Annotated in this window: 22 protein-coding genes; 14 read left to right on the plus strand and 8 right to left on the minus strand. The window is 63.6% G+C overall.

Annotation, left to right across the window (positions count from 1 at the left end; genetic code table 11):
• Nucleotides 1–2 precede the first annotated feature (2 nt).
• The gene (gene mmsB, locus SS05631_RS21400; RefSeq protein ID WP_037418965.1) at nt 3–899 is read left to right on the plus strand and encodes a 3-hydroxyisobutyrate dehydrogenase; all 897 of its coding nucleotides are present in this window, start codon (nt 3–5) and stop codon (nt 897–899) included.
• 261 nt (nt 900–1,160) lie between these two features.
• Here mmsB and SS05631_RS21405 read toward each other — a convergent pair whose 3' ends face one another.
• Both SS05631_RS21405 and SS05631_RS21410 read right to left on the minus strand, forming a co-directional pair.
• Nucleotides 1,161–1,910, minus strand: coding sequence for an SDR family oxidoreductase (locus SS05631_RS21405; protein ID WP_037418968.1), 750 nt, complete (start codon nt 1,908–1,910; stop codon nt 1,161–1,163).
• Between the two features lie 186 nt (nt 1,911–2,096).
• The gene (locus tag SS05631_RS21410) at nt 2,097–2,846 is read right to left on the minus strand and encodes a carbonic anhydrase (RefSeq protein WP_037418971.1); all 750 of its coding nucleotides are present in this window, start codon (nt 2,844–2,846) and stop codon (nt 2,097–2,099) included.
• 432 nt (nt 2,847–3,278) lie between these two features.
• Here SS05631_RS21410 and SS05631_RS21415 point away from each other — a divergent pair, with 432 nt between their 5' ends.
• The 3 genes from SS05631_RS21415 (at nt 3,279) to SS05631_RS21425 (ending at nt 7,641) form a co-directional block, all read left to right on the plus strand.
• On the plus strand, nt 3,279–4,361 hold the full coding sequence (locus SS05631_RS21415) for a substrate-binding domain-containing protein (protein ID WP_095678064.1): 1,083 nt from the start codon (nt 3,279–3,281) through the stop codon (nt 4,359–4,361).
• Nucleotides 4,362–4,604: 243 nt separating this feature from the next.
• A complete protein-coding gene (locus SS05631_RS21420; RefSeq protein WP_037418999.1) occupies nt 4,605–6,860 on the plus strand; it encodes a sugar ABC transporter permease in 2,256 nt (751 codons plus the stop codon).
• A complete protein-coding gene (locus SS05631_RS21425) occupies nt 6,853–7,641 on the plus strand; it encodes an ATP-binding cassette domain-containing protein (protein WP_037419001.1) in 789 nt (262 codons plus the stop codon). Before SS05631_RS21420 ends, SS05631_RS21425 begins: the two co-directional genes overlap by 8 nt.
• Before the next feature lie 30 nt (nt 7,642–7,671).
• Here SS05631_RS21425 and SS05631_RS21430 read toward each other — a convergent pair whose 3' ends face one another.
• From SS05631_RS21430 to SS05631_RS21445, 4 genes are all read right to left on the minus strand, one after another.
• On the minus strand, nt 7,672–9,066 hold the full coding sequence (locus SS05631_RS21430; protein ID WP_037419005.1) for a sulfite oxidase: 1,395 nt from the start codon (nt 9,064–9,066) through the stop codon (nt 7,672–7,674).
• Nucleotides 9,067–9,407: 341 nt separating this feature from the next.
• Nucleotides 9,408–9,962: an OmpA family protein gene (locus tag SS05631_RS21435; RefSeq protein ID WP_083854028.1), complete on the minus strand. Its 555-nt coding sequence runs from the start codon at nt 9,960–9,962 to the stop codon at nt 9,408–9,410.
• A complete protein-coding gene (locus tag SS05631_RS21440; RefSeq protein ID WP_037419011.1) occupies nt 9,959–10,636 on the minus strand; it encodes a L,D-transpeptidase in 678 nt (225 codons plus the stop codon). The genes SS05631_RS21435 and SS05631_RS21440 overlap by 4 nt, the downstream gene beginning before the upstream one ends.
• A gap of 393 nt (nt 10,637–11,029) precedes the next feature.
• Nucleotides 11,030–12,490 carry a mannitol dehydrogenase family protein gene (locus SS05631_RS21445; RefSeq protein WP_037419015.1) on the minus strand — a complete coding sequence of 487 codons (1,461 nt, stop codon included), beginning with the start codon at nt 12,488–12,490 and terminating at the stop codon, nt 11,030–11,032.
• 68 nt (nt 12,491–12,558) lie between these two features.
• Here SS05631_RS21445 and SS05631_RS21450 point away from each other — a divergent pair, with 68 nt between their 5' ends.
• The 9 genes from SS05631_RS21450 to SS05631_RS21490 all read left to right on the plus strand — a co-directional run bounded on the left by SS05631_RS21450 (nt 12,559) and on the right by SS05631_RS21490 (nt 21,529).
• A complete protein-coding gene (locus SS05631_RS21450; RefSeq protein ID WP_037419018.1) occupies nt 12,559–13,272 on the plus strand; it encodes a GntR family transcriptional regulator in 714 nt (237 codons plus the stop codon).
• Between the two features lie 235 nt (nt 13,273–13,507).
• Entirely contained in the window at nt 13,508–14,572 is a 1,065-nt protein-coding gene (locus SS05631_RS21455) for a glycosyltransferase (protein WP_037419021.1), read from the plus strand.
• Between the two features lie 237 nt (nt 14,573–14,809).
• Entirely contained in the window at nt 14,810–16,069 is a 1,260-nt protein-coding gene (locus SS05631_RS21460; RefSeq protein ID WP_037419024.1) for an ABC transporter substrate-binding protein, read from the plus strand.
• Nucleotides 16,070–16,155: 86 nt separating this feature from the next.
• Nucleotides 16,156–17,070 (plus strand): sugar ABC transporter permease, encoded by a 915-nt coding sequence (locus SS05631_RS21465; protein WP_037419026.1) that lies wholly within the window; start codon nt 16,156–16,158, stop codon nt 17,068–17,070.
• A gap of 4 nt (nt 17,071–17,074) precedes the next feature.
• A complete protein-coding gene (locus SS05631_RS21470; protein WP_037419029.1) occupies nt 17,075–17,935 on the plus strand; it encodes a carbohydrate ABC transporter permease in 861 nt (286 codons plus the stop codon).
• A gap of 5 nt (nt 17,936–17,940) precedes the next feature.
• The gene (gene ugpC / locus SS05631_RS21475) at nt 17,941–19,002 is read left to right on the plus strand and encodes a sn-glycerol-3-phosphate ABC transporter ATP-binding protein UgpC (RefSeq protein ID WP_037419032.1); all 1,062 of its coding nucleotides are present in this window, start codon (nt 17,941–17,943) and stop codon (nt 19,000–19,002) included.
• Nucleotides 19,003–19,066: 64 nt separating this feature from the next.
• Nucleotides 19,067–19,804, plus strand: coding sequence for an SUMF1/EgtB/PvdO family nonheme iron enzyme (locus tag SS05631_RS21480; protein WP_037419108.1), 738 nt, complete (start codon nt 19,067–19,069; stop codon nt 19,802–19,804).
• On the plus strand, nt 19,783–20,778 hold the full coding sequence (locus SS05631_RS21485; protein WP_037419035.1) for a ScyD/ScyE family protein: 996 nt from the start codon (nt 19,783–19,785) through the stop codon (nt 20,776–20,778). The genes SS05631_RS21480 and SS05631_RS21485 overlap by 22 nt, the downstream gene beginning before the upstream one ends.
• 76 nt (nt 20,779–20,854) lie before the next feature.
• On the plus strand, nt 20,855–21,529 hold the full coding sequence (locus SS05631_RS21490; protein ID WP_037419041.1) for an HAD family hydrolase: 675 nt from the start codon (nt 20,855–20,857) through the stop codon (nt 21,527–21,529).
• 14 nt (nt 21,530–21,543) lie between these two features.
• Here the strand turns inward: SS05631_RS21490 and SS05631_RS21495 are convergent, their stop codons facing one another.
• The gene (locus SS05631_RS21495) at nt 21,544–21,738 is read right to left on the minus strand and encodes a DUF2735 domain-containing protein (protein ID WP_037383898.1); all 195 of its coding nucleotides are present in this window, start codon (nt 21,736–21,738) and stop codon (nt 21,544–21,546) included.
• Between the two features lie 509 nt (nt 21,739–22,247).
• Here SS05631_RS21495 and SS05631_RS21500 point away from each other — a divergent pair.
• The gene (locus SS05631_RS21500) at nt 22,248–23,282 is read left to right on the plus strand and encodes a glutamine synthetase beta-grasp domain-containing protein (RefSeq protein ID WP_037419046.1); all 1,035 of its coding nucleotides are present in this window, start codon (nt 22,248–22,250) and stop codon (nt 23,280–23,282) included.
• 68 nt (nt 23,283–23,350) lie between these two features.
• On the opposite strand, the gene SS05631_RS21505 is transcribed toward SS05631_RS21500, so the two are convergent.
• Complete coding sequence (locus SS05631_RS21505; protein ID WP_037419050.1) at nt 23,351–24,130, minus strand: TIGR01458 family HAD-type hydrolase; 780 nt, start codon at nt 24,128–24,130, stop codon at nt 23,351–23,353.
• Nucleotides 24,131–24,329: the final 199 nt, after the last annotated feature.

Here is a 24,329-nt window from a genome sequence, read left to right on the forward strand (position 1 = left end):
AGATGACCAAGATCGCCTTTATCGGGCTTGGCAATATGGGCGGCCCGATGGCCGCCAACCTGGTGAAGGCGGGACACGCCGTCACCGGCTTCGACCTGTCGGAGGCCTCGCGCAACGCGGCCGCCAAGTCGGGCGTTTCCGTGGGCGGATCGATCTCCCAGGCGGTGCGCGAAACCGAATGCGTCATCACCATGCTGCCGGCCGGATCGCATGTCATCTATGTCTGGGACGAGCTGCTCGGCTTCGTCGATCCGGGCACGCTGATCATCGACAGTTCGACGATCGACGTCGAAAGCGCCCGCAAGGTCCACGGTTTTGCCGACAAGGCCGGTTGCCCATCGCTCGATGCGCCGGTTTCCGGCGGCACCGCCGGTGCGGCCGCCGGAACGCTGACGTTCATGGTCGGCGGCAGCGACGGCGCCTTTTCCCGCGGCAAGCACCTTCTCGAAGCGATGGGCAAGAAGATCGTCCATTGCGGCGATGCCGGTGCCGGCCAGGCCGCCAAGATCTGCAACAACATGATCCTCGGCGTCTCGATGGCGGCGGTCTGCGAAGCCTTCGTGCTCGCCGAGCGGCTCGGCCTGTCGCACCAGGCGCTCTTCGACGTCGCCTCCACCTCCTCCGGCCAGTGCTGGTCCCTGACCAGCTATTGCCCGGTGCCCGGACCCGTGCCGGCCTCGCCGGCCAACAACGACTATAAGCCCGGCTTCATGGCGAGCCTGATGCTGAAAGACCTGATGCTGGCCCAGCAGGCGGCGAGCGCGAGCGGCGCGACGACGCCGTTGGGCGCCCAGGCGGCGCAGCTCTACAGCCTGTTCGAGAAGCTCGGCCATGGGGCCGAGGATTTCTCCGGGCTGATCCGCATGTTGCGTGGGACGGAGGAGGCGAAGAGCGGGTAGTAATGCTCACGCATTTAGGAGCACACAGGTGGCTGTTGCCCCCTCTGCACTGCCGGGCATTAGCGTGGAGAGAGGCGGCACTTTAAGCCCTTGCCCAATCTGCGGAGTGGCCGACGGGCGAAAGCGCAGATCCTTGCCGATCTCCACCCTTTTGGGGGAGATGCCCGGCAGGGCAGAGGGGTATCGCCCTCGACTCAGAGCTTTACTTCGCGGGGAGAATCCCCAGTGGATCCAGTCAAGGTCGCTGTCGCTTCGCCGGCTTTACATCTGCACCGTCATGCCGCCGTCGACCGTCAGCGTGATGCCGTTGACGAAGCTTGCTGCGGGCGAGGCGAGGAAGACGGCGGCGGGCGCAATTTCTTCCGGCCGGCCCCAGCGTTTCAACGGAATGCGCACTTCGACAAAGGCCTGAAGCGCCGGATCGGCGGCGAGATGGGCATTGGTCTCGGTCGAGAACCAGCCCGGCGCGATCGCATTGACGGTGAGATTGTCGGGACCGTGCTCGACCGCAAGTGATCGGGTGAGCGCCGAAAGCCCGCCCTTTGCCGCCGTATAGGCCGGGTCGCCGGCGCGGGCGGCAAAGGCGGCGATCGAGGTGACGAAGATCAGCCGGCCGGCCGTGGAACGCTTGAGGAGCGGAAGGGCTGCTCTTGCGACGGCATAGGCCGCAGTGAGGTCGGTGTTCAGGAGCTGCGCAAAGTCCTCCGGCTCCATTGCCTCGGTGCCGCGCCTGTCGCGCTCGCCGACCGCATGAATGAGGATATCAAGCTGGCCGGTCTTGGCGATCGCCTGGGCGAGGATGGGTCCGACATCGCGCGTGATATCGCCTGGCGCGATACCGATCGCAATGCCTTCGCCGGCAAGCCGCTCGCACACCTCTTCGAGGTTTTGCCGGCTGCGGCCGTTGATCACCGTCCAGGCGCCCGCCCTTGCCAGCGCTTTCGCCATTTCCAGCCCGAGCCCGCGGCCGCCGCCTGTGACAAGCGCTGTCTTGCCGGTGAGATCGAACATCGCTTGCCCTCGTCGCTCGTGGAGCCATCGATCCATGGGGTGGCTCCTTCGTCCCGAGGGACATTTGCAGCGAAGGGTTCTTTACGCAAGTGTTGCCGTGAACGCGTCGCGACACACATCCGGCAAGGCGATGCCTTGCCGGATGTGTCAGCCCTCAGGAGAAGCAAACGCTGCCGAAAGCACCAATCAGCTGGAGCCCAGAACATAGCGGCGGTTGCCGGCAACCGCCGGCCGCGCATTCATCGAGTAGAGCGCCGTGAACTTCTTGATGTCGGCCGAATCGACCTCGATCGGTTCCATCGCCACCATCCAGTCGACGATCTCGCTGCAGGGCGGGGTGGTGAGCGATCCCTCATAGGCCCAGTATTTGAGCGAGGTGGGCAGTAAGCCCTTCGGGTCGACGGCGTCGAGCGCTACCTCTTCGCCGGCCTTCTGCGGGAATTTGGCGGCGACGCTGGCGAAGGTCTCGTTGCGGGCGCCGGGAACCATGAACACGCCTAGGACACCGAGTTCGCCGGTCTCGGCGTGCTTGTGGACGAAATGCACTTCCATCGGGAAGCCCTTGCCGTCGACGAGATGCTCGCTCGGCGCGTGGAAGTGGTACTGCACCAGATCGTAGGTCTTGTCGCCGCGCTTGAGCGTGCCGCCGGCCGCCTTCACCTGGATCGTATGGCCGTTGTTGAGGATCGTGCCGCCGCTCTTCCAGTCGGTCGCGAGGTCCGGGATATCGGCCTTGATCGCGCCCGTGATGTCGATCGGCGATTGCTGCGAGCCGGCCGAGCAGGCACTGTTCTCCTTGCCCAGGGAGCCCCAATGCTCCGGGCCCTCTTCGCCTTCATAGCCCCAATGTACGCCTTCGGCGGCGTAGGCCGTCTTGACGCAGAGCGGGCAAGCGGCAAGCAAGGCCAGGCCCCGGAGGAATTCACGCCTTTCCATTCTTATTCCCTTTCGAATATTCGCGAGCGGATGCGCCCGCGGGGACGGGATGTTGTGCTTGCAAACCTGTCCAACAACTGTCCGAAACGCCGCAGCTCAAAATGGCTGCGCGAAACGGATATCGCCTGCGGGATTCGCCTGTTCGGGGAGGAGGATCTGGCATTCCGCCGGCGGCCGCCCAGGCCGACACTCTTCGAAAAGTTCGCCATTTACTTGTGCTCCAACTGCGCAGAAAATAGGCGGATGGGAGGGAGCCTTCGACGCGCCTCTCGCAAACCGCGCCCGAACCGCTTTCGCCCGCTGACACATGGAGGGGGAGGGGGCAAAATGTACGCGGTTTTCCACCTGTATCCCGCTCTAGCCACTGGGAAATGATCACGCAGGCTTCGGTTGCGAAGACCGGCCCGAGGCGTGATCCAAGGGAGGAAAGCCATGAGGCGAGTTTTGCTCTGCGCGGTCTCGGCCGCGGCGTTATCAGTTGGCGTCACGTCTGCATTCGCGCAATCGGGCAGCGTGGAAAAGGCCGTCGGCGGCTACAATTTCGATGACGCCGCCAAGGAAGCACCGGAAACTAAGAACTTCCATTCCGCGGACGGTCGTCTGACCTTTGCGATCGTCACGCACACGGCCGGCAACGGCTTTTTCGATCCGGTCTATGTCGGTGCAAAGGTGGCCGGCAACATGATCGGCGCCGATATCCTGCTGCTCGGCTCCGAATCGCCGGTGGACGACCCGGCCCGCGAAATCGAGATTCTTAATCAGATCGTCCGTGATCCGAAAATCGACGGCATTATTATGACGACGCCGCAGGTCGGCGCCTATAACGACATCGTCAAGGCGGCCGAGGCGGCCGGCATTCCGGTCGCCACCACCAATTCGTTCGATGGAACGCTCCTCAACCGCAGCGGCATCAGCCACACCGGCCAGGATGCCTCGGCGGCGGCGATCGGCGGCGAGGCGCTTGCCAAATGCGTGCTCGACAGCGGCAAGACCAGCGGCTCGATCCTGCTGCCGTCATCGACCGCCATGGGCAATATCGAGGTGAACAACCGCGTCACCGCCGCCTTCAACGCGATCGTCAAGACGCTGAAGGACGCCGGCAAGCTCGAGGCCTTCAAGGTCGATGCCGGGCCGGAGAACGTCGGCATCGACACGAACCCGAACGATCCGGTCAATGCACTGGTGACGCTCTTCGAATCCCGCGGCGACGTCGTCGGCGCCTTCACAGCCAACAACGTCTTCACGCCGCCGCTCGTCAAGGCGGTGGAGCAGATGGGCTGGACGAGCAAGTTTTGCGCCTTCGGCTTCGACCTCGGCCCGGCACAGCAGGAAGGCATCGCCGCCGGCAACCTGACCGGCTCGCTCGGCCAGCAGCCCTTCCTCCAGGGCTTCTGGCCGGTCATGCAGCTCTATCTGCAGATCGACCGCGGCATCTCGGCCGCCAATCTCGACACGCGCGCCCAGCTCGTGACGAAGGAGAATGTCGCCAAGGTCGGCAAGCGATTCGAGAACTGAGCGCGAAGTCCGGCGCGATGAAGAGCGGATGATGGCGGCGCTGCACCCCCCTCTCACCTGCCGGCCATCTCCCCCACAAGGGGTGAGAACGCCTGAGGCACGCCCGGTGCCGCCATCAGAGGGCCGTCCATGCCGCACCGTGCCGTTTGTGCGGCTGACTCGCCGCGAGTCGATCTCCCCCCTTGGGGACCGTCGGTTGCGGCGGCCTGACCCGCATGCGAGGAGCACGCGGAAGAAGCCGCCATGATACCGACCGCAACGACATCGCTCGGCCGCGCACCCTCCCAACTCGCGGGTAGCTGGGAGGGTGGGCTGCTGATCTTCATCGCACTGCTCTATCTTGCCGGAGCGGCCGTCAACCCCGCATTTTTCGGTTCGACCGAGGGCCTCCATGCGCTTCTTCGCGACACCTCCCGCGTCGGGATCATCGCCGTCGGGATGACCTTCGTCATCGTCAACAAGGATCTCGACCTCTCCGTCGGCTCGATCTACGGGCTGATCGCCGTCGTCTTCGCGAGGCTCTTCGCGTCGAGCTTTCTCGATCTCGGCATCGTCGCGGCCATCGTCCTCTGCCTGCTCCTTGGCGCCGCGATCGGCCTTCTCAACGGCGTGCTCGTCACACTCCTCAAAGTCCCGGCCTTCATCGCCACGCTGACGATGCTGTTCATCGGCCGCGGCTTCGTGCTGGCGCTGACGCATGGCCAGGCGATTTACTATTCGGGCAAGGCGAGGGAATATCCGACTTTCTTTCATCTGGGCGAGACGAATGGTTTTGGCTTCAACAACCAGATCGCCATCTTCGCCATCGCCGCAACGGTGGGGGCGATCGTGCTTGGCAAAACGCGGTGGGGATACGAGACCTTCGCCACCGGCGGCAACGAACAGGCTGCCGTCTATGCCGGTATCCCGGCGAATTGGGTGCGGATTCGCGCCTATCTGATCTCGTCGCTCTCGGCGACCGTCGCCGCTCTGTTGGCGGCCGCGCAGGACAAGGGCGTCACGCCGCTCTATGGCGTCAGCTGGGAACTGACCGTGATCGCCTCGGTGATCATCGGCGGCGCCTCGATCCTCGGCGGCCGCGGCCGGGTCGTCGGCTCCTGCCTCGGCGCTGCCCTCGTCGTGCTCATCGACAAGGTGCTACGCGAAGGCTGGCCGATCACCCGTACCGTTGTCATCGACGGCGAAAGCATTGCGGTCAGCGCCCGCTATACGCTGCCAGCGGGCGCGGTGCTGGTCTTTCTCGGCCTGCTACTCGTCGCCGCCGTGCTCATCGAACCCTATCTCATTCGCCGCCAGGTGCTTGCCCGCTTCTGGGCCTGGCTGCGCCGACGGCCGCCGCCCGCGGCCATGGAGATTGGCGGCGTCGCGCTCGAAGGCGTACAGACCAAGGGAGCGATGGCGGCGGACATGGCGCTGTCGGCGATCGGGTTCGGCAAGTTCCTGGCGCGTCGCGATGCGCTCGCCATCATACTTGCAGCTGTCTTGTGGCTGACGGGGCTGGCGCTCCGGCCCGACTATTGGTGGAATCTCTCCAACACATTCGCCATCCTGCTCAATTATACGGAGCTGGCGCTGATCACCATCGGGCTCACCTATGTGATCGCCGCCGGGGACATCGACCTCTCGGTCGGCGCGGTCCTCGCCCTTGCCGGCAGTACGGCCGCCTATTTCCTGAAGGTGCTCGGCGCCGATCCAATGACGGCGATCGCCATGGGGCTCGTCGCCGGCATGGCCGCCGGGCTCGTCAACGCCACCTTGACCGTCGGTCTCAAACTGCCCTCCTTCATCGCCACGCTTGGCATGTTCTACATCGCCCGTGGTCTCGCCGCCTGGTTCGTCGCTGGGCAGCAATTGACCGGCTGGACGGAGGCCTACAATCTGATCGGCCGCAAGGTTAGCGACGTGCTCCTCTACTTCGGCGTCTCGCTGCAACCGGGCATCATCCGGACCGTCGCGGAGGTCGTCAGCGTCCAGACCGTCTGGATGTTCCTCGTCGCTATCGTCGCCGGCATCGTGCTCGCCTATACACCGTTTGGCCTGAAGGTCTGCGCGACCGGCGGCAATCAGCGGGCCGCCGCCTACGCCGGCATCAACACCAACCGCATACGCTTCCTCTCGTTGATGCTGGCTGCGCTCTGCGCGACCATGGCCGGGCAGATCAACGTCGCCTATTTCCGCAGTTTCAATCCGGTCGCCGGGCAGTTCCGCGAGCTCGACGCCATCGCTTCGGTGATCATCGGCGGCGGGTCGATCTTCGGCGGCCACGGGACGATGATCGGCGCGCTCGCCGGGGCGGCCGTCATCACGCTGATTCGGGCGCTGCTGCAGCTGAACGTCCAGGGCTTTACGATGCCGCAGCACTGGATCAACGTCTTCATCGGCGTCATCCTGATCGTCGCGGTGCTGATCGACATATGGGTGCGTCAGGCCAACATTCTCGGAACGCTGCGGGCGCGCTTCGCGAGGCGAGCGCCAACAGGAGCGGGCAGTCATGGTTGATACGCAATCGCCCCGGCCGATCGTCGAGATGCGCGGCATCGAAAAGGCCTTCGGCGCCGTACAGGCGCTTCGCAAGGTCGATCTCGTCCTCTATCCCGGAGAAATTCTCGGCCTCGTCGGCGACAACTCGGCCGGCAAGTCGACGTTGATGAAAATCCTCACCGGGGCCTATCAGCGCGATGCCGGCGAAATCCTCGTTGCCGGTCAGCCGGTGCAGTTCAGGAGCCCGCACGAGAGCCGCGACGCCGGCATCGAGATGATCTACCAGGACTTCGCGCTCTGCGGAAACATGGATGTCGGCCAGAACATCTTTCTCGGCCGGTGGCCGCTGAAAGGTCCCTTCGTCGACCGGCGGGCGATGTATGCGGAAGCCGATCGCGTTCTGAAGCGGCTCAAGGTCGACGTCAACTCGGTCTACCAGAAGGTCGAAAGCCTCTCGGGCGGTCGTCAGCAATCGGTGGCGATCGCCCGCGCCATCTCCTTCGAGCCGCGGGTAGTGATCCTCGACGAACCGACCGCCAATCTGTCGGTGATGGCGACTGAGCGGCTGCTCGAGACCATGCTCGAACTGAAGAGGCAAGGCGTTGCCCAGATCATCATCTCGCACCGGCTCATCGACATCTTCGCCGTCGGCGATCGCGTCATGGTGCTGAAGCGCGGCGAATATGTCGGCGACCGCTTTATCAGGAACACTGACGAGCACGAGGTGCTGGAGATCATCGTGTCCGGCACCCAGGACACGGCGCTGACGGCAGACCAGGCAAGAGACCGCCGGTCATAGCATGGACCACAACGGAAACCGCTCCAGGCTTCAGATCAATTGTGCGGTCACGCAGTGGATCGAGTTGTTGCCGTAGCCCAGGCGGTTCCACTCGGCGTGCTCAGGCTGGGTCCGGCCCGCCATGTCGGTGGCGCGCGCCCGCACGATGAGCGGCCCCGTCTCGTCGAGGCGGGTGATCAGTTCCCACCATTGCCACGCAGAGCGCCGCCGTTCGCCGACGAGCCGCGCCTCGCGCCACGGCCCACCGTCCAGGCTGACGTCGACCCTCGCTATGCTGCCGGCGCCCGACCATGCGACACCGCGGATCGCCGTCTCGCCACGCGGCAGGCTCTCGCCTTGAGCGGGCGTTGCGATCAGCGCCCTCACATTCATCAGCGTCACCGGCGCGCGCTCGTCGTGGCCGTTGCATTTCCACTCGTACCAGTACTTTTCCACCTGATAGTGTGCCTCGCAGGGCTTGTCGGTGACGATGATCTCGGTCAGCCATTTCACGGACGCCACAGCGTACCAGCCGGGCACGAGCAGCCGCAACGGGTAGCCGTGCGGCGGCGGCAGCGGCTCGCCGTTCATCTCGTAGGCGAGCAGCGCGCCCGCTTCGCGGATCTGGTCGACGGTAAGGCCCCGCTCGAAACTGATCGGCGCATCGTGACCCTCGACGAGCCCGCCGTCGGCGCCGCGGAAGGTGAGTTGCGTTGCGCCGGGTTGCAGCCCGGCCCGTTCGACCACCTCGACCAGGGGCACGCCGGTCCATTCGGCGGTGCTGACGGCGCCCATGCCCCAGGCCTCGCCGGGCACCGCCGGATCGAACAGGCTGCGGCCGTTACCGGCACATTCGAGGGTGACCACAAGGCTCTCGGCATGAAGATTGCGAAGGTCCCGCATGCTCAGGCTCAGGGGTTTTTCGACCAACCCGCCGACCGAGAGGCGGTAGCGCTCGCCATCGAGGTGCGGGATATCGAAATGGTTGCGCAGGTAGAACCGACCGTTGGGCATGACGGCCCCGCCGGCGAGGTCCGGCACCGACGTCTCGCCGTTCAACGGGTAGGCCCGGTGGACGAGAAGTCCCGCCTCGATGGCTTCCTGGCAAGCGTCGGCCGGAGCGAGCAGCGCCGCCGAAATGTCTGCCGGGGGCGCATCGCAGCCGCCACTCGCGACTACCTCCGCGCAGGTCGACGCGGCCATCACTTCCACCTCGCCGACTTGCCGGAACGGCGTCAAGAACGCCTGGAGGGCGGCCTCATCCGCCGCTTCGGCGATGAAGAACAGCGTGTGAGCACCGCGAACGACGGCCTCGCCCTTGATAACGACCCCGTGGCGCGCGGCGCTTGGCCTGCTCAGATGGTTCAGCAACATCCCGCCCATGGCCGGATCGCGCGCGGGGCAGGCTTCGGGCGAGTGCTGATGTCGCACAATGAACAGAGGCATCGGGACCCCCACGCCTTTCGGCAAGACCGGACGAGCATTCGCGGCAATATATCATGCGGCATCTTCGCTTTCGCCGGGTATCGCTGAAAAGCTCCTTTTGGAGGAAGCCTGTCCGCAGCCGGGGCACGCAGTTCCACGCCGGTCACGGGCTATATCGACAATTCCATTCAGTCGCGCACCGGATGTCGAGCTGTTGAACGCCTACTCTCGGACGGTGGCCGATGCGGCCGACCTCATCGGCCCGGCGGGCAGGGATCCGTCTTCGCGATCTCTCCCGACGGGCCGAGTCGTCTGCTGTCTTGACTGGACGCAGGACGGACCTATCCGCAAGTCATCCTGGATCAAAGGGAGTCGCGCTCGGTGCGCAAGTTGGAGACGACGCGCCGGTTCTGCACCTTGCAGGAGCGGTCCGTGCAGTCACGGACCTCGCGCTCGTTGCCGTAACCCTTGGCCCACATGCGGTTGGCATCTACGCCCTTCGAGACGAGATAGGCCATCGCCGCGTCGGCGCGTCTCTGCGACAGCGTTGCCATATTTGCCCCGGACCCGGAATCGTCTGCAAATCCCTGCAGCTTGACCAGCCAACGCGGATTGCTGTTGAGCCAGATCGCCTGCTTGTCCAACGTTGCCATGGCGACGGAGTCGAGCGTGGCCGAGTCCTCCGTGAAGTAGGTCCGTCGGCCGACATTCAGGATGAAGTCCTCTTCGCTGCCGGTCACGACATTCTCGAAGCCGGGCGCCGGATCATTGGTCTGTCCGATCATCGGTGACGCAGTCGGCTCTTCCAACGCCGCGATTTCAATCGTGTTGCAGGCGGCGAGCGTCAGCAGCATGGCCACGCCAACAAGCAGCCTCGTATATCCGGTCAAAGCAGACATCAGGGTGATATTCCTCATTCGACCGGGCTTGCTTGGCTGACCTGAGCGGCGGCACTTTCAGCCTGGTCGGCAATATGCGGCAGGACTTGCACCGCGGTGCCGATGGGGCAACGCTGATAAAGATCGATTGCGTCTTCGTTGAACATGCGGATGCAGCCGCTGGAGGCATCCTTGCCGATGCTGCCCGGCTCCAGCGTACCGTGCAAACGATAGCCGGTATCGACCCCATCGCGAAGCAGGTACATGGCGCGCGGGCCGAGCGGGTTCTTTGGCGAACCTCCCTCGACCGATTCAGGCAGTTCGGGGTGGCGCTCACGCATTTCCGGCGGCGGCGTCCAGCGTGGCCAGTGCGATTTCCGGTCGATCGTGGCGCGACCATACCATTTGAAGCCCTCTCGGCCGACACCGACGCCATAGCGAATGGCAGTCTTGTTCTCCATGATCAGGTAGAGAAAATGGTGCCTTGTATCGACAACGACGGTGCCAATCGGCTCGCTGCTGAAATATCTGACAACCTGGCGGCGCCACTTCTTGTCGATCTTGGCAAAGTTGGTGCTTCGGAATGTCACACCATCGTCGACGGCGGTGCCGGAAAAATAGGAAGTCGCCGCTGCCAATGTGGGTTTCTGTACCGCCACGGTGCCAAATGACGCTAAACCGCCAAGCACAATATCCCTGCGCGTCCACCCCATCGGCAATATCCCCCGTAAAGCCAAGTAGCGAAGTGGCAGTAAATCAGATTTTTCACCTGCCACAACATAAAACTTCGCCGGATTTCCAAGTAGAACGGCGTTTTGGTCTCTCGTGGGTTCCGATGCGCTCCCGCCCAACCCTCGCGCGCCTCCATGTTCGCGAACCTATGGCGCGGATTTCCTCATTTGCGCCGCGCCGAGCGCCTCTTGCCGTGTCGGGCGAGTGCGATCTTCACGACGACTCGGCGAGAGATGAAGGTCGACGACTACACTTCGCAACCATGTATCAGGTTCCCTCTGTCACCATATATAGGCTGGACGGAGAGTGCGGTATCATCCGTTCCCTCTGTCTGTCAGGGAGAAGGTGCAGCAGCCGATGAGGGGCGTATCGACTCACGCATGGGCGCGCAGCGTTGCCGCCGAGCCCTCTACGAAGAGCCTCGTCAAAGCCTTGACAAGGGCAAGGCGGAACGGAACACTCCCGGCGAGATACGCATCGAACACATCCCGCATCGTCAGATAGGCGTCGACGATCTGCTCAGGCTCGACTATGTCGCGGACGAGTGCGGCAATCCGGGCGGCATGCGGGTCGCGGACGTCGATCTCCCGGCCATGTTCGTCGAGCCCACGCGCGTAGCGCATCCAGGCAGCGACGCCGAGCGCCAGGCGCTCGTAGCCGGCTCCGGCTTGCAGGCGGTCGCGGATGGTGCCGAGCAGCCGTTGCGGCAGTTTCTGCGAGCCGTCCATGGCGATCTGCCAGGTCCGGTGCCGGAGCCGTGGATTACGGAACCGCCGGAGGAGGTCGGCGCGATAGGCGGAGAGGTCGAATCCGGGGAGCGGCGGCAAGGTCGGCGTCGCTTCTTCGCGCATTAAGCCCTCGATGAGCACCTCCATCCCGGGAAGGGCCATGGCCTCGGCCACCGTTTCGGCGCCCGCCAGATAGCCGAGATAGGCAAGGGTCGAATGGCTGCCGTTGAGCAGCCGGAGCTTCATCATCTCGAACACGGCGACATCGTCGACGAAGACGGCGCCCGCATCCTCCCAGGCCGGACGGCCGAGCGGAAAGTCGTCCTCGATCACCCATTGCTGGAAGGGTTCGGTCATGATCGGCCAGGCGTCCTCGAGCCCCAGCGCCGTCGCGATGGCCTCCCGATCGCTGTCCGTGGTGGCCGGCACGATCCGGTCGACCATGGTGGAAGGGCAGGAGAGACGGCGCGCGAGAGCCGCAAGGACCGGATCGCGGAGTTCCGCAAAGCGTGTGACCACGCGTTTCAGCACATGGCCGTTGGACGGAAGGTTGTCGCAGCAAAGCAGGGTGAACGGAGCAATGCCGGCCGCCTCCCGTCTGGCAAGCGCCTCGACGATGAAGCCGATTGCGGAGCGTGGCCGCTGCGAATTTGCAAGATCGTGGACGACATCGGGGTGGGCTTCGTCCAGCGTCCCGGTCGCGGGGTTGTGGCAATAGCCCTTCTCGGTAATCGTCAGCGAAACGATCCGGGTGTCGGGACCGGCCATCCGGCGGAGAACGGCTTCCGGATCCTCCGGTGCGCAGAGTAGCTCGACGACGCTGCCGACGACCTGCAGCCGCTCGCCTTCGCCGTCCTGTATCCTGAGCGTGTAAAGCCCGTCCTGAGGCTCAAGGGCGTCCCGCGTATCGGGGCTGCGGAGCGAGACGCCAGAGATGCCCCAGGAAGGATCCTCCGCCAGGATTGCGTCGGTAAAGGCCGCCTGGTGGGCGCGGTGAAAGGCGCCGATGCCGAGATGGACGATGCCTACGGAAATATTTGCCGGATCGTAGCCCGGCTTCTTCACGGCTTCCGGCAGACGGTCGAGCGTCATTCTTGAAAGCCGCATGGCCTTCCTCCCGCGTTGATTGGCAGTGCACGGAAATTGATATACTAGTATTACAAACACTGTCAAACATGGCGGCACGGGTCTTGCGGCATCAACCTTCAGATCGGACGAGCGGCATAAGGCTGCGCCGGGTGACGACGGCGGCTGCTATTTACCAGCAGCTCCATGCTGCAATCCTGTCGCTTGACTTGCCGCCGGGAATGCCGCTGCAGGAAAAGGTCCTTGCCGAGGAATTCGGCGTCAGCCGGACGCCGGTGCGCGAGGCGCTCCTGCGGCTTGCCGAAGCAGGCCTCGTCGAGATTTTCCCGCAATCAGGCACCTTCGTCTCGCGCATTCCGCTGTCGGCCATCCCCGAGGCGGTGATCATACGCAAATCCTTGGAGCGCACGACCGTCGAGCGTGCGGTGCAGGTCGCCGCGGCCGACGATATCGCACGCCTCGATGCGATTATTGCCCGCCAGCAGGCTCATGCAATGCTCAACGACGCTTCACTCTTCTACGCAGAGGACGAGGCTTTCCACGAGGCGATTTCCGCAATCGCCGGCTATCCCGGCATCTGGACTCTCATCAAAACGGTCAAGCTGCAGATCGATCGCGCCCGCCGGCTGACATTGCCCGTGCCCGGTCGCATGAAGACGGCCATTGAGGAACATGCGGCCATCCGCGACGCGATCGCGGCGCATGACGTTGAATGCGCCTGCGAGGCGATGATGCGCCACCTCGGCGCCGTCATTCCCGACGTCACGGCCCTTCGGCAGCACCATCCGGACTATTTCGCATAAGATTTCCTAGTGTGCGGAGGAACCGGCAGAGACGTGCGGCGCAGTTGGGGTCATGCAAATGCCACAAAACTGGGGACCCTCGGAACCGGATCGAGAACGATCTTAGCCGCCCGTTGGCAAAATACGCCGATCGCTCCGTCGCGCCGATATTGGTTGCACCTTCGGAACGGGCATTCTCCAAGGACCTGAATGAGAAGGTTCGCCGCGACCAAAGCAGATCTGCGAGGTTTATGCGATGCATTCCATCCAAGACTGTCTTCCAGTCTCCATCATCATCGCCAATTACAACTATGCCCGTTTCCTGCGGCACGCGATCGACAGCGCGCTCGGCCAAGACTACGGCGAGGTGGAGGTGATTGTCGTCGATGACGCGTCGAGCGACAATTCCGCCGAGGTCATCGCTTCTTACGGCCCCCGCATCAAGGCATGCTTGAGAGAGGCGAACGGCGGTCACGCCGCAGCGTTCAACACGGGCTTTGCGGCAAGTCGCGGAGCGATCGTTCTGTTCCTCGACGCGGACGACTATCTCTACCCGAACGCCGTTTCGGAAATCATCGGTCAATTTGATGGCGACGTGGTGCAAATGCAGTTCCGCCTGCACATCGTAGACGAGCGGCAGCGTGTCCAGGACGTTTTCCCGCCGCCGGAAGTGCCCTTCGATTCCGGCGACGTCATCCCGCAACTCTTGCGCCGGGCCCGCTACCAGACGACGGTGACTAGCGGACTGGCCTTCACCCGGTCGGCGCTCGAGAGCATCATGCCGGTACCGGAACAGGAATTCCGCCAGGGTGCGGACGGTTACCTGGTCACGCTGGCACCACTTCACGGGAACGTCGGGTCGATCGATACCTGCCTTGGTGCCTACCGCATGCATGGAAGCAACCATTCGGTCTTCGCCGAGAAGCTTGGCCAGAGGGCCCGGTGGCGCGTCGAGCACGACTTTCACCGCTTGCACGCTCTTTCGCACCAGGCCGAGGAGGTTGGCCTCGAAGTCCCGCCGGACGCCAATCTGCGCGATCCGACGCACATCGAGGAACGTCTGGCGTCGCTCTGCGTGGACCATCGGCGCCACCCGGTGGCGGAGGATTCGCGGCTTTCGCTTGCCGCAGCCGGTGCTGCCGCCAGCATGGAAATGAATGTCTCGCTCCGCCGCCGCGCCATGCTGGCGGCCTGGTTCCTGTCGGTCGGGCTCCTGCCGCGGCGCATGGCGCAGGCGGTGCTCTCCTGGAAACTGGTCGCCTCATCGAGGCCCGCTTTTCTCACCCGGTTGTCGAAAACCATTCGCTATGTGATGGGATAGTTCGGTCCCCAGCGCGGAGCGCAGGCTGGATCTGCAACAAAAGCAGTAGCTAATACAACCCTCTCTTAATCGAGCGCAATGTGGTAGATTGCGCTGGGAGCAACGTCGGCTTGTGGAGAAGCCCGATGACGCCGGGCCTGCCCGAGCTCATGCACGTTGCATCAGCCTCTCCGCCAGCCGATCGGGCGGGACCTCCATGAGGAGGACTCGTCAAGAGCTCGGATTGGGAGGTGTTCAATGGTGCGCAAATTCTGTCTGGCCTTCGCCGTCACGGCATCGGCACTCGCGATCAGCGCGTCAGCCTGGGCCGACATCACGATCCTCGTGCCTTCCGGCAGTGAGGGTGACGGCCTCAGGGCCGCAGCCGCCGACTATGCGAAGCTGAAGAATACGAAAGTTGAGACGGTGCAGGCGCCCTATGCCAATGTCTTCGAACAGGGCGCCAATGCCGGAGCGACCAAGTCCGGCGTTTTCGATATCGTCCTGATGGACGATCCGTGGATTCCGTTCTTTGCGGAGAACGGCCATCTCGAAGACCTGACGTCCTATTTCAAGGGCGCCGGGGTGGAGGGGCCGGACAGTGATTTCCTCTCGAAGTCGCTGGCGATCTGCCGCAACCCCTATAATTCGGGGCCTTACGTGTGCCTGCCCTATGTGGGCAACGCCCAGATGTTCTTCTATGACGCCGCCAAGTTCAAGGAAGCGGGCGTCGAAGCCCCGAAGACCTGGGACGACGTGCTGAAGGCCGCGAAAGCGCTCACCGAGCAGGGCGGCGGCCGCTATTTCGGCTATGTCTTCCGCGGCGGCCAGGGCAATCCGGTCGTTGCCGACTTCATGCCGATCTTCTGGTCCTACGGTGCCGACATGTTCAATGCGGACCGGACCAAGGTGACGATCGACACGCCGGAAGGCGCTGCCGCCATGAAGGTCTTCATGGCGCTCCGCGACGTCTCTCCCAAGGGCGTCGAGAGCTATAACGCCAACGAGGTCGGCACGGCCCTTGCGGCCGGCACTGCCGCCTCGTCGATCAACTGGCCCAACTGGGTAGCGACGTTCGAGGATCCGAGCCAGTCGAAGATGGTCGGCAAGATCTCCTACAGCCCGATCCCGGCCGGCACAAAACCGGGCAGCTCGGAGATCGGCCACTGGACGATGGGTATCATGGCGGCGTCCAAGAACAAGCAGGAAGCCTTCGACTTCATGATGTGGGCGACCACGGCCGAGCAGATCAAGATCTCCGCCGAACGGGGGAATCCGCCGGTCCGCACCTCGGTCTTCACCGATCCGGAACTCACCAAGCAGGAGAAGTTCCGCCACTATCCGGTGCTGATGGAGGCGATCCAGGCTTCGACGCCGCGACCGCGTCACCCGAAATGGCCGGAAATCGAGAATGCCTTCGGCATCGAGCTTTCGAAGGCGGTCGCCGGCACGATCACGCCGGAGGAGGCGCTGAATAACTCGCAGGCCGCGGTCGAGCAGATCACCGGCCTCAAATAGGCGGTTTGCCCGCTCGAGCGGCCGCAAAAAAATCACTGCGGCAGCCGGTGTCGAGGTATGCAGGGAGAAGGTCTGCGGAGGGACCGATGGTGCAAACCGGCAAAAGCGCGTCGGTTCGACGGAGAGGGCCGCTGGAGCAATGGACGGAGCGCCATCTGCGCTACCTGATGCTCGCGCCGACGGTGCTCATCCTGCTGGCCCTGACGATCTTTCCGAGCGTCTACATGTTCTATGCGGCGGTCCACCGGATCAGCCCCAATCCCGACCTCCCCTGGGAATTCGTCGGCATCGGCAATTTCGCGCGGCTCATTTCCGATCCGCAGTTTCACGTGGCGCTCCGCAACACCGCAGTGTTCACCATTGTTGCCGTGACGCTCGAATTCCTTCTCGGCCTCGGGCTCGCTCTCCTTCTCGATAGATTCATCCGCCGACTCAGCTTCTTGAAAACGGTGCTGATGATCCCGATGATGCTGCCGCCGATCGCGGTCGCGATCACCTGGAAGCTCATCTACGAGCCGCAATTCGGCGTTCTGAACGAGATCATGTTTCGTCTCGGTCTTCCATTGCAGGCCTGGGCCGGCGACGTAAACCTCGCCATGTTCTCGATCATCGTCGCCGATGTCTGGCAATGGACGCCGTTCATCTTTCTTCTGATGCTGGCGGGGCTCGCAAGCCTGCCGGTCGAGCCGTACGAGGCGGCCGCCCTCGACGGCGCCTCGTCCTGGCGGCAGTTCTGGGATCTGACGCTACCGTTCCTCAAGCCGGTCATCGCCATTGCGCTGCTCCTGCGCGTCATGGATGCGCTGCGCCTTTTCGACCTCGTCTTCATCCTGACGGGGGGCGGCCCAGCAGACAGGACTAAGGTTCTGAGCCTCTACATCTACCAAGTCGCCTACCGCTTCGCCGATCCCGGCTACGCGGCGGCGATGTCGCTCTTCGTGCTGTTCGTCACCATCATGCTCAGCACCTGGTTCATGAAGCGCATGCGGCTGGCGGAGTGAGAGGATGGCGACGATCAGAACACGCAGCCGCACCCGGGAGATGCTTCTTCGCCTGTCGGCCTATCTGGCGATTCTCGTCGCGCTAATCCTGACGCTGTTTCCGGTCTACTGGATCGCAGCGAACTCCTTCAAGTTCGACATCGACATCTTCGCCGTGCCGCCGGAATGGGTGCCGCGCAACCCGACCCTGAAGCACTATGACGAAGCTTTCGTCCAACGCCCCTTCCTGCGCTATGCCCTGAACAGCTTCCTCGTCGCGATAGGCACGACCGTGATTTCGGTGACCTTTGGCACCATGGCCGGCTATGCGCTGGCGCGGTTCAGCTATCCCTGGCAGTGGCGCAAGCAGATTTCCTTCTGGATACTTTCGACGCGCATGATGCCGCCGATCGTCAGCATCATTCCGCTCTACCTGTTCTTCAACTATTTCGACATGCTCAACACCAAGTCGGCACTCGTCATCGCCTATACCGCCTTCAACCTGCCGTTCGCGACCTGGATGATGAAGAGCTATTTCCAGGATCTTCCGGTCGAGCTGGAGGAAGCGGCGATCGTCGACGGCGACACGCGCTGGGGCGCCTTCCTGCATGTCGCCCTGCCGCTCGCCCGGCCCGGACTTGCGGCGACTGCTATCTTCTGCCTGATCATCTCGTGGAACGAGTTCCTGCTGTCACCCGTCATCACGCTGACAGAGCAATCACAGACGCTGCCGATCGGCATTGCCGGCCGGGTGACGCAGTACAGCACCTATTGGGGCGAGATCAGCGCCGCGGGCTTCATGGCCTGCGTACCGATCGTCATCTTCGCCTTCCTCGTCCAAAAGCACCTCGTCCGGGGACTTTCCCTCGGCGCCGTCAAGGGTTGAGACCTGTGGCCTCCGTCCGGTTCGACAATGTCACAAAGAAGTTCGGCGAGTTCGTCGCCGTCCACGATTTCAACCTCGAGATCCGCGACAAGGAATTTCTCGTGCTGCTCGGACCCTCGGGCTGCGGCAAGACGACGACGATGCGGATGGTCGCGGGCCTCGAGGAGGCGACAACCGGGGATATCTACATCAACTCGGACCGGATCAACGACGTGCTGCCGAAGTATCGCGACGTCGCGATGGTCTTCCAGTCCTATGCGCTCTATCCTCATCTCTCCGTCGAGGACAATATCGGCTATCCGTTGAAGATCCGCAAAGTGCCGCCGGAGGAATATAAGCGCCGCATCGGCGAGGTGGCGCGGCGGGTCGAGCTCGATACGATGCTCAAGCGACTGCCCAAGGAGCTATCGGGCGGCCAGCGCCAGCGCGTGGCGCTCGCCCGCGCCATCGTGCGCACGCCGCGCGTCTTCCTCATGGACGAGCCGCTGTCGAACCTCGATGCGAAGCTCCGCACCCAGATGCGCGCCGAGCTGAAACACCTGCAGCACGAGCTGCAGGTCACGACGATCTACGTGACCCACGACCAGATCGAGGCGATGACGCTCGCCCATCGCGTCGCCGTGATGAACCGGGGCGTCATCGAGCAGCTTGGCACGCCCAGGGAAATTTATAACGATCCGCGCACCCTCTTCGTCGCCGGCTTCATCGGCTCGCCGGCAATGAATCTTATCCCAGGCGAGGTGAAGGATGGTGTGTTCGCCAGCGCCGGCCTGAGGGTCGGCGGGGCGGGCCGCATCAGCATCGCGCGCGCCGTGCTCGGCGTGCGCCCGGAGGACGTTCATGCGGCGAGCGCCGAAGATCCGGACGTCAATCTTGTCGCGCGGATTTATTCGGTGGAGCTGACCGGCGAGAACACGCTTGTCAGCCTGCAACTCGGCGGCCGGCTCATGACGCTGCGCGCCGATAAGAACTTCGCCGGCCAGATCGATCAGCGCCTCGGCGTCAGGATCGAGACAGACCGCATGTTCCTGTTCGATGCGGAGACAGAGCGACGTGTCGATTTCTAGACTCATAGGACATTGTAAGGGAGGTGCCGCGATACGTCGCCTTCGCCTTGCGGGAACCGCGGCAATCGCTCTCCTCACGGCATCCGCAGCGCTCGCGACCGGGGCCGGGCCTATCGCCGGCAATCCGCTCATCGCGGTTTCGGCTGGTCCCTTCGTCTTCGGCCGCGACGACGGCCCTGACAACGAACGCCCGCGGCGCGTGGTGCAGGGACGGCCATTCGCGATCAACCGCACCGAGATCACCAACCGGCAATATGAAGCCTTCGTGGCGGCGAGCGGCCACCGTCGCGCCTTTTATGCCGATCACCCGCTCCTGGGACTTCCCGATCGGCCGGTCGTCGGCGTCAGCTGGGGCGATGCGATTGCCTTCTGCCGCCACTACGGCCTCGCTCTGCCGTCGGAGCAACAATATGAGAGAGCGGCGCGGGGCGTGGAAGGTGATGCCTTTCCCTGGCAGGAGGGGCCTCGCGACGAGGCGCGGGCCAATGTCGGTGCCGATGTCTGCTGCTCCGGTGATGAAAGGGATGGCTATCCGATGACGGCGCCGGCAGAGTCCTTCGCCGCGGGCGCCAGCCGGGAAGGCGTGCTCAACCTCGTCGGCAATGTCTGGGAATGGACGAGCGACGTTTATGCGCCTTACGTAGGCGTATCGACTACCGCTGCGGGACGCCACCGCGTGCTCCGTGGCGGATCCTGGAACAGCGACGCACGCCACCTGACAACCACTTACCGGCTCGCCTATGATCCCGACTTCCGTTTCGCAGCCAATGGCGGCTTCCGATGCGTCCGCTCCTCGCCCTGATCATCGCTGCCGGGGGCCTGCTTCTGGCACATAGCGCGGTTGCCGAGCCTGTGGCGGCAGCGGGCTACCGCTTCGAGACGGTTCATGTCCCCGGCGCCGCCTTTGCCGGTCTTGCGCGCGACGGCGATACGTTGCTCGTCACCAATCTTGCGAAGGGCCGCCTTTATCGCCGCGACGCAAACGGGTACCTTGTCGCCTTCGGTCCCGTCTTTCCCCATGGCCCCGACGTGGTGGGCGACCCGACGGGGCCCTATCGTGCCGTTCGTGTCGGTGGCGAGTTCATCGTGGCCCAGGGATGGACGCCGACCAACGCCGATCAGAACCCGCTCGATCACAGCCTGGTCGCGATCGATGACGCAGGCAAGACACGGGTCATCAGCAATGATTTCTGGAACCCGTTCGATTTCGTCGCCGTCGACCAAGGCTTCTACGTCGTCGACGCGGCGCGCAACAGCGTCGAGCATGTAAGACGCGATGGTCGAAGGAGGACGCTTATCAGTTTCCGCCGATTGCCTCAGGCGGCAGGAACCTTGCAGAGCCTTTCGCCGACGGAATTCGCGGCGGGCAGCGGCTACGAGGTCGATGCCGTACCGACCGGCATAGCTCTTCACAGAGGGCGCCTCTATGTCGCGCTCTTCGGCGGCTTTCCCTTCCTTGCCGGGGCAGGGAAGGTCGTTTCGATCCCCACCGTGGGCGCCTCCGAACCGCGCCTCGAGGCTGACGGACTGAACGCGCCGGTGGCGATTGCCATTGCGGGTGACGGAGGCATGCTCGTGCTCGAACACGGGACCTACGATCAGAAGCAAGGCTTCGCAAAAGGCAGCGGCCGACTGCTGAGGATCGATGCTGAAACGAAGAGCAGAAGCACCATCTTCGACGGCTTGACACGGCCGGTCTCGGTGCTCGTGTTGGACGAGCGGCAAGTTATCGTTTCCGATCTTGCCGGCAACCTGCACCTTTTGGCGCGTCAGTAGCGCGCCGACAGCCCTGTTCTTCCCCCGATGCTGCTCCATATCTCCAGCGGCACCACAGGAAAGCAGGAGAGAAGACATGCGCATTGAACCGGCCTTCCTGTTCGATCTCGACGGCACGCTCGTCGACAGCGTCTACCAACATGTGCTTGCCTGGAAGGAAGCGCTCGAGGGCGAGGACATCGACCTCTCGGTCTGGCGCATCCACCGCAAGATCGGCATGAGCGGCGGCCTCTTCACCAACCAACTGCTGCGCGAGACGGGCGTGGAGATCAGCCCGGAACGGGTGGCGCGTCTGCGACAACGCCATGCCGAGGCTTACAAGCGGCAGGCGGATCGCATCCGGCCGCTGCCGGGCGCGCTCTCTCTTTTGCAATGGCTCACTGACACAAAGATTCCCTGGGCGATCGCCACCAGCGGCCGGATGGAGACGGCTGCCGTCAATCTCGCTGCTCTCGGCGTCGACCCGGCCGTCGTGCCGGTTGTGACCCGGGACCTGGTCAAATACGCCAAGCCCGATCCGGATCTCTTCGTTGCGGCCGCCGAGCGGCTCAGCGCCCCGATCGAGACGGCGGTCGTCGTCGGCGACAGCATCTGGGACATGCTGGCGGCGGTTCGCTGCCGCGCCTTGGGCGTCGGGCTATTGAGCGGCGGCTATGGGCTTGAAGAGTTGCGGCACGCCGGCGCGTTCCGCATCTATGAGGATCCCGCCGACATGCTCATGCATATCGACGAGGTCGGCGGGCGTCGGTGATCGACGCCTGGAGCTCAGTGTTTGGTGGTCGTTTCCTCGCGGACCGCTTCCTCGTGGTACCAGCAGCCGTCAATGGCAGCCGCGCACACGTCCGACGAAGCGAGATCCGCTTGGCGCTGTGCTTCGGAACGACGATCTTCGGCCTTGCGCGAGATGCGTGTCGGGAACTGATAGATCGTCGCACTCTTGCCGTGGAAACTCGTGGCCATGCTCTGGTCTCCGGTGAGTCCTGTCGAGAAAAGATAGTACGCCGCGGCAGAAATTGCACATCATTTACGCGAATTGCCGAAAAATCGTTCAATTGAATGCCGGAATCGCAAGCACAGCACCCTCATTGCGCTTGAGGGAGCGTATTCAGTGCGATTTTTTAGGCAGCTGCGCGCAACTGACGCATTTTGGAGCAGGTGGTCCTTCGCCGCTCATGGCGGACCCTTGAACGTCAAGCGCAGGAGAGGCGCGGGATATCCAGCAAAATCAAGGCGGTGGAACGAAGTCAGCGCCTCGGGGGTCGATTTGTCGTTCGCCGCGACCCTGACCGGCAGCCACTTGGAATCCAGTTTGAGTCCCCTGCGGGTCAAAAAAAGATTCGCACCCACCACCGAGTTGGCACGCTTGATGCTTGAAGGGAGTCGATCCCTGGTGGTCTGGCACGTTTTCCGTGCAAGGCCGCGCCAGGAATTGCTCAAACCTCGCAGCACCACGTTAGAGAGATTCGCTAATGACCAAGTATAAGCTCGAGTACATCTGGCTCGATGGCTACACGCCCGTACCAAATCTCCGCGGCAAGACGCAGATCAAGGAATTCGACGCGTTCCCGACGCTCGAGCAACTGCCGCTCTGGGGCTTCGACGGCAGCTCGACGAAACAGGCCGAAGGCCGCAGCTCCGATTGCGTGCTGAAGCCGGTCGCCGTCTACCCGGATCCGGTCCGCACCAATGGCGTGCTGGTCATGTGCGAGGTCATGATGCCGGACGGCAAGACGCCGCATCCGTCGAACAACCGCGCCACCATCCTCGACGACGAAGGCGCCTGGTTCGGTTTCGAGCAGGAATACTTCTTCTACAAGGACGGCCGTCCGCTCGGCTTCCCGGAGCAGGGCTACCCGGCACCGCAGGGCCCGTACTACACCGGCGTCGGCTACAAGAACGTCGGCAACATCGCGCGCCAGATCGTCGAAGAACACCTCGACATCTGCCTGGCCGCCGGCATCAACCATGAAGGCATCAACGCCGAAGTGGCCAAGGGCCAGTGGGAATTCCAGGTCTTCGGCAAGGGCTCCAAGAAGGCTGCCGACGAAGTCTGGATGGCTCGTTACCTGCTGCAGCGCCTGACGGAAAAGTACGGCATCGACGTCGAGTACCACTGCAAGCCGCTTGGCGACACCGATTGGAACGGCTCGGGCATGCACTGCAACTTCTCGACCGCCTACATGCGCGAAGTTGGCGGCAAGGACTATTTCGAGGCGCTGATGGCCGCCTTCGAGAAGAACCTGATGGAACACATCGAGGTCTACGGCCCGGACAACCACTTGCGCCTCACCGGCAAGCATGAGACGGCGCCGTGGAACAAGTTCAGCTACGGCGTTGCCGACCGCGGCGCGTCGATCCGGGTTCCGCACAGCTTCGTTAACAACGGCTACAAGGGCTATCTCGAAGATCGCCGCCCGAACTCCCAAGGCGACCCCTACCAGATCGCTTCGCGCGTGCTGAAGACGATAGCGTCCGTTCCGGCGCAAGTCTCGAAAGTAGCTTAAGCGTAAGACTCCCAAGACCTTGGGCGCCGACCTCGGTCGGCGCCTTTTTTCGTTCGGCTATGATAGATTCATTCGGTTCCGCCGCGCCTCGCAAGGATCCAGTCCACCGCCGCCGCAACGTCGGGCACCGTGGCGCTCGGCGCCGGCGCGAAGCGCGTCTCGTCGCGCTCGCGATATTTTCCCGTACGCACGAGCAGCGCGTGAGCGAGACCGGCGCTCAATGCACCGGCGACGTCTGTTTCCGCATCGTCCCCGACCATCACCGCTTGCGTCGACGCGCAGGGTATGGTGGCAAGGGCTGCGTGGAAAAAGCCGGGTGCTGGCTTGCCGAGGACGATGGCATGCTTCTGGCTGGCGAATTCCAGCGCGGTAACGAATGGGCCAGCATCGAGGCTCAACCTGCCGTCGGCGTCCCGGAAAGAGCGGTTCGGCGCCAGCGCCACCAATTCGGCGCCATCGACCAATTGCCGGAAGGCTGCATTCAGCGCCGCATAGTCAAAGGCGTCGCCGGCATCGCCGACAACGACCGCCATGCGGCCGCCGGCCGGCAGATGCTGGAACTCGCAAACGAGATCGGGATGGACGAGAAGATGAGCGTCGCGCTCGTGCCTGCGAAGCCAGTCGCAAGCAGCCGCGGCCGGGGTGAAGAGCTCGTCGTCTGTTACTGGAAGGCCCAGTTTCGCGAGCCGGGCAAGGATCGCCGGCTTGCTTGAACGGGTCGTGTTGCTGACGAAGCGTATCGGGAGCCCGGCCTCGCGCAGACGGGCCACGGCCCCTGCCGCGCCAGGCACGGCCTTCTCGCCATCGTAGATGACGCCGGCAAGATCCAGGAGCACAGCGCTGATCATCCGATGAGGATGACATGGGTGCGCTGCGGGTCAAGCTCTGGTGGCTTTGCCGCCAGCGACGGTCCCGGTGCTCCAGAAAGTTGCCGTGACAGCCGGACGACTGCTTCCGCCTGAAATTGGTTGTGTTTCTCCGAGCCTCAACTCACCGAGACATTGACATTCGTCCCAATCTCCCAGCATTTTAGCCGCGGGGATTCAT

Source organism: Sinorhizobium sp. CCBAU 05631, assembly GCF_002288505.1.
GTDB lineage: Bacteria > Pseudomonadota > Alphaproteobacteria > Rhizobiales > Rhizobiaceae > Sinorhizobium > Sinorhizobium fredii_C.